The organism is Hymenobacter actinosclerus, assembly GCF_900111515.1.
Taxonomy (GTDB): domain Bacteria; phylum Bacteroidota; class Bacteroidia; order Cytophagales; family Hymenobacteraceae; genus Hymenobacter; species Hymenobacter actinosclerus.
Genome location: NZ_FOHS01000004.1, coordinates 37989 through 52194, shown reverse-complemented (window position 1 = coordinate 52194; position 14206 = coordinate 37989). Strand labels below are relative to the sequence as shown.

At 62.5% G+C, this 14206-nt stretch carries 14 protein-coding genes; 10 read left to right on the top strand and 4 right to left on the bottom strand.

Annotated features, from left to right (window positions below; all coding sequences use genetic code 11):
• Nucleotides 1-146: 146 nt before the first annotated feature.
• Nucleotides 147-821: a c-type heme family protein gene (locus BMY67_RS14980; RefSeq protein WP_092773062.1), complete on the bottom strand. Its 675-nt coding sequence runs from the start codon at nucleotides 819-821 to the stop codon at nucleotides 147-149.
• 223 nt (nucleotides 822-1044) lie between these two features.
• On the opposite strand from BMY67_RS14980, the gene prfA reads away from it, so the two are divergent.
• The 3 genes from prfA to BMY67_RS14965 all read left to right on the top strand — a co-directional run bounded on the left by prfA (nucleotide 1045) and on the right by BMY67_RS14965 (nucleotide 4261).
• On the top strand, nucleotides 1045-2115 hold the full coding sequence (gene prfA / locus BMY67_RS14975; protein ID WP_092773060.1) for a peptide chain release factor 1: 1071 nt from the start codon (nucleotides 1045-1047) through the stop codon (nucleotides 2113-2115).
• A 105-nt stretch (nucleotides 2116-2220) separates the two neighbouring features.
• On the top strand, nucleotides 2221-3741 hold the full coding sequence (locus BMY67_RS14970) for a right-handed parallel beta-helix repeat-containing protein (RefSeq protein WP_092773058.1): 1521 nt from the start codon (nucleotides 2221-2223) through the stop codon (nucleotides 3739-3741).
• Nucleotides 3742-3841: 100 nt separating this feature from the next.
• Nucleotides 3842-4261 carry a secondary thiamine-phosphate synthase enzyme YjbQ gene (locus tag BMY67_RS14965; protein ID WP_092773056.1) on the top strand — a complete coding sequence of 140 codons (420 nt, stop codon included), beginning with the start codon at nucleotides 3842-3844 and terminating at the stop codon, nucleotides 4259-4261.
• A gap of 188 nt (nucleotides 4262-4449) precedes the next feature.
• Here the strand turns inward: BMY67_RS14965 and BMY67_RS14960 are convergent, their stop codons facing one another.
• Both BMY67_RS14960 and gpmI read right to left on the bottom strand, forming a co-directional pair.
• Entirely contained in the window at nucleotides 4450-5046 is a 597-nt protein-coding gene (locus BMY67_RS14960; protein ID WP_092773054.1) for a hypothetical protein, read from the bottom strand.
• Nucleotides 5039-6589: a 2,3-bisphosphoglycerate-independent phosphoglycerate mutase gene (gene gpmI / locus BMY67_RS14955; protein ID WP_092773052.1), complete on the bottom strand. Its 1551-nt coding sequence runs from the start codon at nucleotides 6587-6589 to the stop codon at nucleotides 5039-5041. The genes BMY67_RS14960 and gpmI overlap by 8 nt, the downstream gene beginning before the upstream one ends.
• A 147-nt stretch (nucleotides 6590-6736) precedes the next feature.
• Between gpmI and BMY67_RS14950 the strand changes: the two genes are divergently transcribed.
• The 7 genes from BMY67_RS14950 (at nucleotide 6737) to BMY67_RS14920 (ending at nucleotide 11658) form a co-directional block, all read left to right on the top strand.
• On the top strand, nucleotides 6737-7135 hold the full coding sequence (locus tag BMY67_RS14950; RefSeq protein WP_092773050.1) for a DUF4783 domain-containing protein: 399 nt from the start codon (nucleotides 6737-6739) through the stop codon (nucleotides 7133-7135).
• Between the two features lie 433 nt (nucleotides 7136-7568).
• The gene (gene nadC / locus BMY67_RS14945) at nucleotides 7569-8429 is read left to right on the top strand and encodes a carboxylating nicotinate-nucleotide diphosphorylase (protein WP_092773048.1); all 861 of its coding nucleotides are present in this window, start codon (nucleotides 7569-7571) and stop codon (nucleotides 8427-8429) included.
• Between the two features lie 102 nt (nucleotides 8430-8531).
• The gene (locus BMY67_RS14940; protein WP_092773046.1) at nucleotides 8532-9125 is read left to right on the top strand and encodes a hypothetical protein; all 594 of its coding nucleotides are present in this window, start codon (nucleotides 8532-8534) and stop codon (nucleotides 9123-9125) included.
• A 134-nt stretch (nucleotides 9126-9259) separates the two neighbouring features.
• Nucleotides 9260-9631, top strand: coding sequence for a hypothetical protein (locus tag BMY67_RS14935; protein ID WP_092773044.1), 372 nt, complete (start codon nucleotides 9260-9262; stop codon nucleotides 9629-9631).
• A gap of 21 nt (nucleotides 9632-9652) precedes the next feature.
• Nucleotides 9653-9925, top strand: coding sequence for a heavy metal-binding domain-containing protein (locus BMY67_RS14930; RefSeq protein ID WP_092773042.1), 273 nt, complete (start codon nucleotides 9653-9655; stop codon nucleotides 9923-9925).
• 101 nt (nucleotides 9926-10026) lie between these two features.
• Nucleotides 10027-10767, top strand: a complete 741-nt coding sequence (locus BMY67_RS14925) for a class I SAM-dependent methyltransferase (RefSeq protein WP_092773040.1) — start codon at nucleotides 10027-10029, stop codon at nucleotides 10765-10767.
• A 150-nt stretch (nucleotides 10768-10917) separates the two neighbouring features.
• The gene (locus tag BMY67_RS14920; RefSeq protein ID WP_092773038.1) at nucleotides 10918-11658 is read left to right on the top strand and encodes a ZIP family metal transporter; all 741 of its coding nucleotides are present in this window, start codon (nucleotides 10918-10920) and stop codon (nucleotides 11656-11658) included.
• A 285-nt stretch (nucleotides 11659-11943) separates the two neighbouring features.
• Here the strand turns inward: BMY67_RS14920 and BMY67_RS14915 are convergent, their stop codons facing one another.
• A complete protein-coding gene (locus BMY67_RS14915) occupies nucleotides 11944-14055 on the bottom strand; it encodes a M13 family metallopeptidase (protein WP_092773036.1) in 2112 nt (703 codons plus the stop codon).
• Between the last annotated feature and the right edge of the window lie 151 nt (nucleotides 14056-14206).

Sequence of the window (14206 nt, the reverse complement as noted above, 5' to 3'; positions counted from 1 at the left end):
GCACGCGAGATTCTTCGCTCCGCTCAGAATGACACCCCTCTCCCCTCTCACTTCTCTGTACTCACCTCTCACTTCTCACTTCTCCCCTCTCACTTCTCCCTTCTCTGTACTCACCTCTCACTTCTCACTTCTCCCCCTCTCCCTTCTCAAAACAGCGGCTTGCGGGGCTTCATGATTTTGCGGGTTTTCATGGTCCAGAGCTCGGCCACGCCGCCGCGGGCGAAGCTGGCGCGCCACGCGCCCATGGCCTGGCCCTGCTGGTAGCCGGTGGCCTGGTCCTGGGGGTATTGCTGCTTGATGAGAGCGTAATCGGCGGCGGCAATATCTTTCCCGACCTCGCCGTGGCAGCGCAGGCAAAGCTGGTCGTTAAGTACCAAGGGGCGCTGGTAGGTGAACACCTCCTGGTTCAGGCGGGCCACCTGGCGGGCGGTATCAGCCGGGTTCAGTTCGGCAGCTGAAAGCGTGGCCTGGTGGGCGGGGTTGCGCGGGCGGTTGCTCACGCGGCTTAGGGTAGCCTGGAGCGTTTTGGCCAGCGAATCGGTGCGGGGCAGCTGCTCGGGGTGGCAGAAGGGCAGAGCTGCCGCCACGCCGCCCGCGGCCAGCTTTTCGGCCAGCACCTGGCGCAGCTCCCGCTCGGCCGTGCGCGTGAGCGAGTCGCCGGCCCAGGCGGTGGCGCGCAGCAAATCGGCGGGCATAATGCGCTTGACTTCCCAGTTGACGGCCTCCTTGGCCAGCTCCTTGGTGTTGCTCAGGTGCTCCACCTGATCGGGGCGGCAGGCGGCGAGGAGCAGAAGCAGGGAGGCGGCAAGGGGCAGGCGCATTTTTAAAGCTTTTGGCTATTAGCGGCTGGCTGATAGCGTTGGTTCTTGATAAGAGGTAAGCGAAACCGAATGTTCAGGGTAGAACCAGAATCGAACTACCGACGTCGGGATAAGGGGCCGGAATCATAAAGCTAACAGCTGGCAGCTAATAGCTGGCAGCTCAGGAAACAGACCACTTCGTTTCCGTATCTTTGTAGTCCTACTACAAATTTCAGAAGGCAAGATGCTAGATAAACTGGAGGCCATCCAACGGCGCTACGAGGACGTGAGCGAGGAGCTGACCCAGCCCGAAGCCATGAGCGACATGAAGCGCTTCAAGGCCCTCAACAAGGAATACAAGGACCTGGGCAAGATTATGGTCGAGTACAAGGCCTACCAGAACGTGCTGGCCAACATTGCCAGCTCCAAGCAGGTCATTTCTACCGAAAAAGACGAGGACTTCCGCCAGATGGCCAAGGACGAGCTCGAAGAGCTTTATCCCGAAGAGGAGCGCCTGGAAGCCGTTATCAAGGAGCTGCTGATTCCGAAGGACCCCAACGACAGCAAGGACGTCATCATGGAAATCCGGGCCGGGGCCGGGGGCGACGAGGCGGCCATTTTTGCCGGCGACCTGCAACGCATGTACATGCGCTACGCCGAAAAGCACCACCTCAAAATGGACCTCATTGACGCCACCGAAGGCACGTCGGGCGGCTACAAGGAAATCATTCTGGCCCTCAAGGGCGAGGACGTGTACGGCAAGCTCAAGTTTGAAAGCGGCGTGCACCGCGTGCAGCGCGTACCGGCCACCGAAACCCAGGGCCGCATCCATACCTCGGTAGCCTCGATTGTGGTGATGCCCGAGGCCGAGGAGCTCGACGTGCAGATTGACATGAACGACGTGCGCAAGGACCTGTTTATGTCGTCGGGCCCCGGCGGACAGTCGGTAAACACCACCTACTCGGCCGTGCGCCTCACCCACCTGCCCACCGGGCTCGTGGCCCAGTGCCAGGACCAGAAGTCGCAGCTCAAGAACTTCGACAAGGCCCTGGGCGTGCTTCGCTCGCGCCTCTACGAAATCGAGCTGGCCAAGAAGAACGAGGCCGAAGGTGCCCAGCGCAAAAGCATGATTGGCAGCGGCGACCGGTCCGACAAAATCCGCACCTACAACTACCCCCAGGGCCGCGTAACCGACCACCGCATCGGCTTCACGGTGCACAACCTGGCCAGCGTGATGGACGGCAACATCGACGACTTCGTGGAGCAGCTGCGCCTGGCCGAAAGCTCGGCCCGCTTGCAGGAGGGCGTGGGGTAATTTTTGCAGTAGCTTGGGCGTTTGAAATCTGATGCCACTAATAGAACGTCATGCTTCGACTCCACTGAGCATGGCGTTCTTCTGCTTTAAGAAACCCACCAACTCATGCGTTTCCTGCTTCCCCTGCTGCTGCTGCTTTCGGCCCTGACGACCACCGTGCTGCTGCCGGGCTGTGAGCCGAAGGAAGACCTGATAACTACGGATAGCAGCGCGAAGCTGGAATTCTCGCTCGACACGGTGAAGTTTGACACCGTGTTCGTGGCCACCGGCACCGTGAGCAAGCGCCTGTGGGTGTACAACCGCAACGCCCGCGCCGTGCGGGTAGCCGAAATCAGCCTGCAAAGCCGGCCGGCCATCACCTACAGCCTGCTGATAAACGGCGACGCCGGCGCCAGCGCCCGCAACGTGGAAATCCGGGGCCGCGACAGCCTGCTGGTGCTGGTGCGGGCCACCATCGACCCCACGCCGGCCGACGGCAAGCCGTTCGTGGTCGAAGACGACCTGCGCTTTACGACCAACGGCAACGAGCAGGCCGTGAAGGTGCTCAGCTACGGCCAGAACGCCTACTTCCACGACGCCGAAGAAATCACCCGCAACACCGTCTGGAAGGCCGATAAGCCCCACGTCATCTACAACTCGGTGCTGGTGAAGCCGGGCGTTACGCTCACGATTGCGGCCGGGGCGCGCATTTACGCGCACTTCGGCTCGTTTCTGCTGGTGAAGGGCCGGCTGCTGTGCAACCCCGACTACCAGCCCACCGGCCCCATCAAGCCCTCCGACCCCAACATTGTGCGCTTTGGCGGCGACCGGCGCGAGGCCGACTATGCCGAGCGGCCCGGCCAGTGGGGCGGTATCGAGTTCGACCTGGGCAGCCAAGGCAACGTGGTGCGCTACACCGAAATCAAGAACAGCACGCTGGGCCTCTACCTCTACAACCCCTTCAACGAGCAGCCCCGCCCCCAGGTGAAGGTGGAAAACACCGAGCTGCGCAACATCTCCAGCCTCAACAGCGGCTACCCGTTCGATGGCGCCGCGCTGCTGAGTTTGTCCGGTGATTTCACGGTCAGCAACACGCTCATCAGCAACTGCGAGCAGTACGCGGTGTATGCCGTGCAAAGCAGCCAGGTGCAGCTCGATTACTGCACCATTGCCAACTACAGCCAGGGCACCCGCGAACAGCCGTCGGTACTGATTTCGCCGAAGGCCTCTTTCGCAACTATTGGTGGCCGGCCGCTGCCCGTGGCCGCCCCGCGCTTAGCGGTGCGCAACTCCATTATCTGGGGCAGCATCCGTAGCGGGGAGGAGCTGGAATTCGTGGATGGCGAGCAGTACGCGGGCAATATCAGCCTTCGTAACAGCCTGCTCAAAACCAAGAAGTACGACAACACGGGGCCGCTGGGCCAGCAGAAAAACGGCAACGTGCTCAACCCCGACGAGTTTGCCGCTTCCATCTTCCGGAGCACCCCTTCGCGCCCGCGCTTGTCCAAACCCAGCTTCGAGCTCGATACCCTCTCGCCGGCCAGCAACCTCGCCCTGCCCCTGCCGGGCCTGTCCACCGACCTGCTCAACCGCCCCCGCCACCCCGCTACCCCCGATATCGGCGCCTACGAGCGGGTGAATCCCTGATTTAGAGGTGAGATGGTGAGACATGAGACTGTACTTCAGCAGCGCAAGGCTCGTAGAACCCAGTCTCACTTCTCATGTCTCACCATCTCACCTCTCTCTTATGTTTTTCCAGAAACGGCTGCGGCTGCCGGCACTGAGCCGGGGCTTTCATCTGATAACCGATTTGCTGGTGGCCGAGCTGCCCGAACTGGAGCAGTTGCAGGTGGGCACGGCGCACTTTTTCATCCAGCACACCTCCGCCAGCCTCAGCCTCAACGAAAACGCCGACCCCACCGTGCGGGCCGATTTCGAGCAGTTCTTCCGCCGGCTGGTGCCCGAAAACGCGCCCTACTTCCAGCACACCCAGGAGGGCCCCGACGACATGCCCGCCCACCTCAAAGCCAGCCTGCTGGGCCACGCCGTCAGCATCCCCATCAGCCAAGGCGAACTGCTGCTGGGCACCTGGCAGGGCATTTATTTAGGCGAGCATCGCACCCACGGCGGCCGCCGCTGGGTGGTGGCTACGTTGATGGGGGAGTGAGTGAGTGACTCGGTGAATGAGTGAGCCCGCCTGTCATTCAGAGCATGTGGCGCATCAAGCCAGGGACGAAGAATCTCGCGTGCATTGGTAACCCTGTCGTCAGGAATTACTTTGGCACGCGAGATTCTTCGTCCCTGGCTTGATGCGCCACATGCTCTGAATGACGTTCTAGTTCTGAACCCCAAGCCCTAATAGCTTACCACCCCCTGCACCGCGTAGCGCACCGAGTCGAACAGCACCAGCTTTTGCACGCCCTGCACGCGGTAGCTTTGCAGCTGGCCGTTTGGGGTGTCGAGCTCCAGGGTTTTGGTGGAATACACCAGCGGGTTGTCCTGGGCGATGGTGGCGCGCACCTGCTGCACCTGCCCGTCGCGGCTGACGACCGAGAGCTGGCGCACCGGGTGCGCAACGCCGGGGCGGCGGCGGTAGGTGCGCCGCAGCAGCCCGTCGGGCGTCAGCACTGAATCGACGAGGTACTGGCCGCGCAGGGCGGGCTTGTCGATGTCGGCCTGCTGGAAAATCTGGAGCTCTTTGGCCCAGTCGGTGGGCGTGAGGCGCTCGGTTTCCTGGCCACCATCGCGCAGCAGCACCTGCTTTTCTACGGTGGGCCTGCGGCGGCCGAGCTGGGTGCTCTGCTCGCTCAGAAAAGCGGGCAGGTTGAAGTAGCTGGTATGCTGGCGCAGGGCCTCGGCGTTGGCGTTGGGCGCCGGCGCATCGGCCGCCGACCCGCAGGCCGTAAGCACCAAGGCCAGCCCCAGCGGCAGCCCGAACCCGAGCTTACGCATTCGGGGTGGGGGTTTGGGGTTGCAGCAGGCTCTGGCCGGTCATGGCTGCGGGCTGGGGCAGGCCCATCAGTTCGAGCACGGTGGGCGCAATGTCGCCGAGCTTGCCATCGGCCAGCGGGCCGTGGTAGTCGTTGCTGGCCAGAATGCAGGGCACCAGGTTGGTGGTGTGAGCCGTGTTGGGCGTGCCGTCGGGGTTCACCATCATGTCGGCGTTGCCGTGGTCGGCAATGATGAGGCAGGCGTAGTCGGCGGCCAGGGCGGCTTCTACCACGCCTTTAGTGCACTCATCGGCAGCTTCGGCGGCCTTCACGGCGGCCGCGAAAATGCCGGTGTGGCCCACCATATCGGTGTTGGCGAAGTTGAGCACCACAAAGTCGGCCGATTTGGCTAGCAGCTCCGGCACCAGCGCGTCGCGCAGCTCGTAGGCGCTCATTTCGGGCTGCAAATCGTAGGTGGCTACCTTGGGCGAGTTGCGCATAATGCGGCTTTCGCCCGGAAACTCCACCTCCTGCCCGCCCGAGAAAAAGAACGTAACGTGCGGGTACTTCTCGGTTTCGGCAATCCGAATCTGCTTTTTGCCGTGCTCGGCCAGCACCTGGCCCAGCGTGTGCTCCAGGTTGTCCTTCTCGAAGATGGGAATGACGCCGGTGAAGGTGGCGTCGTAGTTGGTCATGGTGAGGTAGTGCAGGTTCAGCCGGTGCATCTGGAAGGCGTGAAAATCCTGCTGGGTGAGGGCCTGCGTGATTTCGCGGCCCCGGTCGGTGCGGAAGTTGAAGCAGATAACCACGTCGCCCTCCTGGATGGTGGCCAGCGGCGTACCGTCGGCATCCACCTTCACGATGGGCTTCATAAACTCGTCGGTGGCCCCCTCCTTATACGAGTCGAGCATGCTCTGAATCAGGTTCTGCGAGGGCGTGCCGATGCCGTTTACCAGCACATCGTAGGCCACCTTCACCCGCTCCCAGCGGTTGTCGCGGTCCATGGCGTAGTAGCGGCCCACCACCGAGGCAATTTTGCCGCTGGCGCCCCGTTGCAGGTGCTGCTCCAGGTCGTTCACGTAGCTCACTCCGCCCTTGGGGTCGGTGTCGCGGCCGTCGGTGAAGGCGTGAATGAACACGTTGTGCACGTCCTGGTCGTGGGCGATGGAGCACAGCGCTTTCAGGTGGTCGATGTGCGAGTGCACGCCGCCGTCGGAGAGCAGGCCCATCAGGTGCACGGGCTTGCGGTTCTGGCGGGCATACTCGAAGGCCTGTTGCAGGGCGGGCACGGCGGCCAGCTTCCGCTCGCGCACCGCCTTATTGATGCGCACCAGATCCTGGTACACCACCCGGCCGGCCCCGATGTTCATGTGGCCCACTTCGGAGTTGCCCATCTGCCCGTCGGGCAGACCTACGGCCTCGCCCGACGCCTGGAGTTTGCTGTGCGGAAACCGCGCGAACAGCGAGTCGACGAAGGGCGTGCGGGCCTGATCGATGGCCGAAACCTCCTTGTTCTGGGCCAGGCCCCACCCGTCCAGAATCACCAACAGTACCTGTTTGTCCATGGCTGCAAAGATACGGCAGCCCCGGCAAAACGGACGGCTCATTTGTAACTTGCCGGCCGGCCGGCTGATTTAGGCAAATCGGGCTCCGAATGGCGGCAGCTTGGCACTATTTTCGCACCTTGCCGACCAAACTCTTTCTGTTTTTAAATGAAACGTCTAACTTATTTCGCTTCGGTGCTGCTGCTGGGGCTGCTGCTGGCCGTGGGCGCCATGGCTCAGGCCGATGCTTTCGGACCGGTGCGTAGCGCCATCCGCAACAGCAATGCCCGCGAGCTGGCCCAGCTTTTCGCCCCCAGCGTGGAGTTGAGCTTCGATGGCGACAAGCAGAGCTACAGCGCCACCCAGGCCGAGTTCGTGATGAAGGATTTCTTCTCCAAGCACGCGCCGGCCTCCTTCGAGTTCATTCATTACGGCGGCAGCAACGAGGGCACTACCTACGCGGTGGGCCGCTATACGGGCAAAGAAGGAGCTTACCGCATGTTTGTAAAAATGAAAACAACGGGCAGCACCCTCAAGATTGCCACCATCGAATTCACCAAAGAATAACGCCCGGCTCCGGCCGGCTCACCCTATCCGTACCGCGCCTTCGGGCGCGGTATTTTTTTGTGCCCGGGGCAAAGCGCGGCGCACGAAGTCGGTGGCAGGCGTCAGGTGGAACCGTCAGAACGGGTCGTGTCGAGCCACCACAACGTATCATCCAGACCAAACCAGACAGAACGTGTCATGCTGAGCGGAGGCGGAGCCGAAGTCGAAGCATCTCTACCGCAATGCTAATTCTGTCGTCAGGATTACTTTGGCGGTAGAGATGCTTCGACTTCGGCTCCGCCTCCGCTCAGCATGACACGTTCTGTCTGGTTTGGTCTGTCCGGCACGTCCTGTTCGGCCTGTTCTGCGGGCTCCGGCGGGCGCCATTCGGCCCGAATCGGATAGTCTTCGCTGATAAGGACCGGAACCGGGTCGTTTTTGCTATTTTTGTACCGTGCAAACGCCCTCCTACCTCACTCCCGAAGCCCTGACGGCCTTCATTCAAGCCGCCCTGACCGAAGACGTGGGCGACGGCGACCATTCGGCGCTGTCGTCTATTCCGGCGCAGGCCCGCAACCGGGCCCAGCTCATCATCAAAGATGCCGGTGTGCTGGCCGGGGTCGAGCTGGCCCGCCATATTTTCGCCTTTGTTGATGCCGACCTCGTGCTGGATGTGCGCCTCCAGGACGGCGACCGGGTAAGCTACGGCGACGTGGCCCTCACGGTGGAAGGGCGGGCCCGCAGCATCCTCACGGCTGAGCGGCTGGTGCTTAACTGCATGCAGCGCATGAGCGGCATTGCCACCCACACGGCCCACTTGGTGAGCCTGCTGGCCGGCACCAAGGCCCGCCTGCTCGACACGCGCAAAACCACCCCTAATTTCCGGCTGCCCGAAAAATGGGCCGTGCTCATCGGCGGCGGCGTCAACCACCGCTATGGCCTCTTCGACATGATTATCCTCAAGGACAACCACGTCGACTACGCCGGGGGCGTGCGCCAGGCCATCGAGGCGTCGCGGGCCTATCTGGCCAGCACCGGCCGGCAGCTGCCCATCGAAATTGAAACCCGCTCGCTGGACGAAGTGCAGCAGGTCCTCGATGCCGGCGGTATCGACCGCATCATGCTCGACAATATGGCGCCGGCCCAGCTCCGCGAGGCCGTGGCCCTGGTGGCCGGCCGCTACCCGCTCGAAGCCAGCGGCGGCATCACCGAGGAAACCATTGCCGACGTAGCCGCTACCGGCGTCGATTATATTTCCGTCGGGGCCCTCACGCACTCGATCCGCAGCCTCGACATGAGTTTAAAAGCTTTTTAATGAGTTGTCAGTTGGTAGTTGTCAGTTGGTAGTGGTGGGGCGAATAATTCGCTTCACTCTATTACTGACAACTACCAACTGACAACCGACAACTACAAACCAATGCAACTACCCAACCAGCGCGGGAGCTACCGGCAGCAGCAGCAGGGCCCCTCGCCGATGGCCATCCGCACCAAAAAGCACCAGCTCGACACCAATACCTACACCCGCATGGCCATGGGCCGGGTGTGGCGGCGCGAGTGGTGGTACGCCCTGATTCCGTTCGCGGTGGGGCTGCTGCCGGCCATCGTCTGGCATTCGTGGTGGTGGCTGGCGCTCTCGTTTGGCCTCACGCTGCTCTACGTCCTGTTCCGCTCGGCCCAGATAACGGGCGTTACGCAGGTCGAGCAGAGCAAGCCGCTGTTCGAGAAAATGGCCTACGAGTTCGACAACAAGCAGATTGTACTGCGCCGCAACGAAAAGGAAGGCATGCGCCTGACCTGGGACATGATTGGCGAGGTGAAGCGCGAGCCCGCCGGCTACCTCATGCTGCTCAAGTCGCCCGAGCTGCCGGCCGAAGTCACCGGGCTCAAGCGCTGGATGGCCCGCACCTTCGATGCGCCTATCTTTGTGGAAGTACCCGACCGCATCTTCAACTCGGGCAACGACCAGAAGCTGTTCGAGGCCATGCTGCGCCGCAAAAGCCTTTTGGTATAGCCTGGAGTAGTTGGCATGGAGTATAAAACATCGGATTGGCCACAGCAGGGCCGGCCGGTTTTTCTGCCCGGCCCCAACTACCTGCCCGCTACCAAGTACGCCCTACCAACTACTCATTACTCACTACTTTTCTCATGAGCAAGCAACTCGTTTTTTCCGCTTTGGCCCTGGCTGCGCTGGCCCTGGGCGGGTGCAGTTCCGAACCCTCAGATTGGCGCCCCGACAAGAAAGTGTCTCTGGATATGGTGGCCCCCGGCAGCCGTTCGAGCGAGAACTACGACCAGGAAGACCTGGTGGACAACTCGCACGGCGGGGCTATTGCCGAGCCCGTCAGCTCGGGCGTCACGCTCGACGAGCCGAATCAGAAAAAGCGCACCACGGCCGAAGAAGTCCGGAGCGCCAACGACCCCTCGGCCCCGCTCACGCGCAGCGAAGAGGCTGTGCGAAGCGTGAAAAAGCCCTCCGACACCACCGCTACCAAGGCCCTGAGCGGCCCCAAGCAGTAAGCACCCGCAACCCGTAAGCTGATGAAGTATCTCAAGCAAGCGGCCCTGGCCCTGTGCTTTCTGCCCGCCCTGGCCCTGACCAGCTGCGAGCAGAAAGCGGCCACTGCCGAGGCCCCGGCCACGACTACCGAAGCCCCTGCCGCCACCGGCGCCGAGGCGACGCCCGTAGCCACCGCCGCCTACATCTGCCCCATGAACTGCGAAGGCAGCGCCAGCGACAAGCCCGGCCAGTGCCCGGTCTGCAAAATGGACCTGGAGCCCAACCCCGCCGCTGCCCCCGCCGCCACGCTGTAGCCTACGGCCCGCGCCCCGCCTCTGCGAACTGCGGCCAACCTGCTTTCCCGAATGCGAAGAAGGGCGTAGCTACGCCCTTCTTCGTTTTTCACCCCTTGCCTATGTCTGCTGCTGCCACCGAATGGTTTAGCACCTGGTTCGATTCGCCTTACTACCACCGCCTCTACCAGCACCGCGACTACGCCGAGGCGCAGCAGTTTCTGGGGCGGCTGCTGGCCCATTTGCACCCCAAACCCGGGGCGCGGCTGCTGGATCTGGCCTGCGGGAAGGGCCGGCACTCGCGCTACCTCAGCGAGCAGGGCTACGATGTAACGGGCGTCGATTTGTCGGCTCAGAGCATTGCCTACGCCCGGCAGTTTGCCCACGGGCACCTGCGTTTCTACGAGCACGACATGCGCGACGAGCTGCCCTACGACTCGTTCGATTTAGTGCTGAACCTGTTTACGAGCTTCGGCTACTTTGCCGAGGAGGCCGAAAACGTGGTGGCCCTGCGCCACGCCGCCGACGCGCTGCGGCCCGGCGGCAAGCTGGTTATCGACTTTCTGAACACCGACCTGGCCATCCGGCAGCTGGTGGCCCACGAAACCCAGCAGGTCGATGGTGTTACGTTCGAGCTGCACCGCCACCTGCAGAACGACTTCATCGTGAAGGACATCCGGTTTGAGGACGAACAGGGCCGGCCGCAGCACTTCGAGGAGCGGGTGCGGGCCCTCACGCTGGAGCGGTTCGAGGAGTATTTCCACCTGGCGGGCCTGCGCCTGGCCGAAACCCTGGGCGACTACCAGCTCCGCCCCTTCGACCTGGCCACCAGCCCCCGCATGCTGTTCGTGCTGAAGAAATAAGCACAACCACCTGTCATCCTGAGCTTGCGAAGGACCTTATCACGTTAGAACGGCCGTAGCAACAACTCGTCTTCACGTGATAAAGTCCTTCGCAAGCTCAGGATGACAGGCGATTACAAGTCCAACAAACTAACTATCTCCTACTAAACTATGTGGTTTGCCGTTTTTGCGCTGTTCCTGACGGTGCTGGGGGCCGGGTGGCTGACGCGCTTCGTGCCCACGGCCGGCACCGTCTGGATGAAGCCGCTGCTGGCCTTCAGCGGGGCTTACCTGTTCACGCTCACCGTAACGCACCTGCTGCCCGAGGCCCTGGAGCTGCGGCCGGGCCATGAGGTGGGCTACTTCGTGCTGGCCGGCTTTTTCGGGCAGATGCTGCTGGAGGTGTTCTCGCAGGGCGTCGAGCACGGCCACGTCCACCATCACCCCGAGCCGGGCGGGCACGGGGGCCAGGTGCCGTTTATGCTGCTGTTCTCGCTGGCCATCCACTCCTTTCTGGAGGGCAGCATCTTAATTAAGGACCCAGTAGCCGGCGACGTGAACAACAACTTCTACGCCATCCTGACCGGCATTGCCCTGCATCACATTCCGGCCGCTTTCGCCCTGATGGCGCTGCTGCGGCTGCGGCTGGGCTCGTTCCGGCGGGCCCTGCCCTACCTGCTGCTGTTCGCGCTGGCCGGCCCGGCGGGCATCGTTATCAGCAACTTCGTAGTGCTCGACCAGCTGCTGGGCGCCGGCCTCTACGCGGCCCTGCTGGGCCTGGTGGCCGGCAACTTCCTGCACGTGTCCACCACCATTCTGTTCGAAACCAGCCCCGACCACCGCCTGAATGTGCGCAAACTGCTGGCCACGCTGGCCGGCCTGCTGCTGGCTTTGGCGGTGGATATTTTTTAAGCTGTTAGCTGAGAGCTTATAGCTGTTAGCTTTCGTTCTGGAATCCCATTTATTCCTCACAAAAAAGGGCGCCACACTCAACCGAGTGCGGCGCCCTTTTTGTTTTTTCAGCTAACAGCTAACTGAACTGACAAGCTAAATTGGTGTACAGAACGTCACTCAGAGCGGAGCGAAGAATCTCGCTCGAACAGACGTTGGACGAATTCAGGCGAGATTCTTCGCTCCGCTCTGAATGACGTTCTGTACACCAATTTAGCTTGTCAGTTCAGCTAACAGCTTAAAAACCTACCAGATCCGGGCGCGTTCCTGCTCGCGGCGGACCATTTTCGCGGGCTCCTTGCAGCCGAAGGCCTCGTAGAACTCGGGCATGTTCATGAGCGGGCCGTTGGTGCGGTACTGGGCCGGCGAGTGCGAGTCGGTGAGCACCTGCTGGCGCAGGTATTCGGGGCGGGCGTTGGTGCGCCACACCTGCGCCCAGGCCAGGAAGAAACGCTGCTCGGGCGTGAAGCCGTCGTAGCGGGGCGGCGGGGTGCTGCCGTACTTCTGCTGGAGTTGCTTTTCGAGGGCCGAGTAGGCCAGGGCCAGCCCGCCGAAGTCGGCCAGGTTTTCGCCCATCGTCAGCTTGCCGTTCACGAACACCGAATCCAGCGGCGAGAAGGCCGAGTATTGGGCGCCTACCATGTCGGCGCGCTTCGTGAACTCGGTGGCATCTTCCTTGGTCCACCAGTCGCGCAGGTTGCCCTGGGCGTCCGACTGCCGGCCCCGGTCGTCGAAGCCGTGGGTGATTTCGTGGCCGATGACGGCGCCCATGCCGCCGTAGTTCACCGCGTCGTCGGCATTGGGGTCGAAGAAGGGCGGCTGCATGATGCCGGCCGGAAACACGATTTCGTTGAGCGAGGAGTTGTAATAGGCATTTACCGTGGGCGGCGTCATGCTCCACACCGAGCGGTCGATGGGCTTGCCGTAGCGGCTCACGTTGTCCTGGCTTTCCCACTCGCGGGCCGCCAGCACGTTTTTCAGGTACGACTCGCGGCTGATGTTCAGGGCCGAATAGTCCTTCCACTTATCGGGGTAGCCGATTTTTACATTGAACGAGGCCAGCTTTTTCAGCGCCTCTTCTTTGGTGGCCGGGCTCATCCACTCCAGCCCCTTAATGTGCTCGCCCATGGCCTCCTTGATGTTGGCTACCATCTGCTGGGCCTTCACCTTGGTTTCGGGCTTGAAAGCCTTGTCGACATACAGCTGCCCGAAAGCCTCGCCCAAGGAGCCATCGGTGGCCCGCAGCATGCGCTTCCAGCGGGGCTGCTGCTGCTTGGCCCCGCTCAGCACCTGCTGAAAGCGGAACTGCTCATCGACGTAGGCCTGGGGCAGCGCCGAAGCCACCGACGATACCAGGTGCCAGCGCAGGTAGGTTTTCCAGTCGGCCAGCGGCTCCTGCGTCAGGGCCGCGTTGGCTTCCTTCAAAAACTCGGGCTGGCCCACAATCACCTCCTGGGCGCCGGCCAGCTTGAGGGCGGGCAGCATGGCGGGCAGGTTGAGGTTGGGAAACTGCTGGTTGGCCTCGGCCACGCTCATTTTGTTGTAGTTGGCGTAGGGGTCGCGCAGGGCCACCCGGTCTTTGCTGGCCTTGGCCAACCGGGTTTCGAGGCGCAGCACCGTAGCGGCGTGCTTGGCGGCCTGGGCCGGCGAGTCGCCCAGCATTTTAAAGGTGTTGTTGAGATACACCGTGTAGGCCGCCCGGATAGTTTTGGAGCGCGAGTCGTCCTTGAGGTAGTAGTCCCGGTCGGGCAGGCTGAGGCCGCCCTGGCTCAGATACAGCGCGTATTCGTCGCTTTTCTTGCGGTCCTGGGCCACGCCGAGGCCGAACACCGAGCGGGTTTGCAGCTGCTGAGCCCGCACGAGGCCCAGCTGCAAATCCTTCAGATTTTTGATGCTATTGATGCGGTTGAGCTCGGGGTTGAGGTACTTGAGGCCCGCCGTTTCGATGGTAGTCGAGTCCATGGCCGAGGCGTAGTAGTCGCCCACTTTTTGCAGGTTCGAGCCCCGCGCCGCCGTGGTATTGGCCGCCGACTCCTCCAGAATCTGGCGCATTACGGCCTCGTTCTGGTTGATGAGCCCGTTCCAGGAGCTCCAGCGCGACTCGGCGGCCGGCACCGGGTTGTTCTTGAGCCAGGTGCCCGAAGCATACTGGAAAAAGTCGTCGCAGGGCGACACCGACGCATCAATGTTGGCCGGGTCGAGGCCCACGCCGGGCATGATGGGGCCGAGTTGCGGCGCGGCGGCACCCGCCGCCGGAGCCGTGGAAGCAGTAGTAGCCGGGGTGCTGGCCGCGCAGCCACCCAGCGCGAGGCCGGCGGCGGTGCCCAGGGTGAGCAGGAGGGTTCGTTGTGGCGTCATGGAAGTGGGAATTGGTGAGGTGGAGAAATGATTTTGTTCTGTTGGTGCACCCCACCCCCGGCCCCTCCCCTCCGGGAGAGGGGTGCCAGACGCGAGCTTAACCACTCGTTGAACGCACCCCTCTCCCGGAGGGGAGGGGCTGGGGGTGGGG

Coding starts and splice junctions, on each gene's coding strand:
- BMY67_RS14980 (WP_092773062.1), bottom strand. CDS start 821: ATGCGCCTGCCCCTTGCCGCCTCCCTGCTTCTGCTCCTCGCCGCCTGC.
- prfA (WP_092773060.1), top strand. CDS start 1,045: ATGCTAGATAAACTGGAGGCCATCCAACGGCGCTACGAGGACGTGAGC.
- BMY67_RS14970 (WP_092773058.1), top strand. CDS start 2,221: ATGCGTTTCCTGCTTCCCCTGCTGCTGCTGCTTTCGGCCCTGACGACC.
- BMY67_RS14965 (WP_092773056.1), top strand. CDS start 3,842: ATGTTTTTCCAGAAACGGCTGCGGCTGCCGGCACTGAGCCGGGGCTTT.
- BMY67_RS14960 (WP_092773054.1), bottom strand. CDS start 5,046: ATGCGTAAGCTCGGGTTCGGGCTGCCGCTGGGGCTGGCCTTGGTGCTT.
- gpmI (WP_092773052.1), bottom strand. CDS start 6,589: ATGGACAAACAGGTACTGTTGGTGATTCTGGACGGGTGGGGCCTGGCC.
- BMY67_RS14950 (WP_092773050.1), top strand. CDS start 6,737: ATGAAACGTCTAACTTATTTCGCTTCGGTGCTGCTGCTGGGGCTGCTG.
- BMY67_RS14940 (WP_092773046.1), top strand. CDS start 8,532: ATGCAACTACCCAACCAGCGCGGGAGCTACCGGCAGCAGCAGCAGGGC.
- BMY67_RS14935 (WP_092773044.1), top strand. CDS start 9,260: ATGAGCAAGCAACTCGTTTTTTCCGCTTTGGCCCTGGCTGCGCTGGCC.
- BMY67_RS14930 (WP_092773042.1), top strand. CDS start 9,653: ATGAAGTATCTCAAGCAAGCGGCCCTGGCCCTGTGCTTTCTGCCCGCC.
- BMY67_RS14925 (WP_092773040.1), top strand. CDS start 10,027: ATGTCTGCTGCTGCCACCGAATGGTTTAGCACCTGGTTCGATTCGCCT.
- BMY67_RS14920 (WP_092773038.1), top strand. CDS start 10,918: ATGTGGTTTGCCGTTTTTGCGCTGTTCCTGACGGTGCTGGGGGCCGGG.
- BMY67_RS14915 (WP_092773036.1), bottom strand. CDS start 14,055: ATGACGCCACAACGAACCCTCCTGCTCACCCTGGGCACCGCCGCCGGC.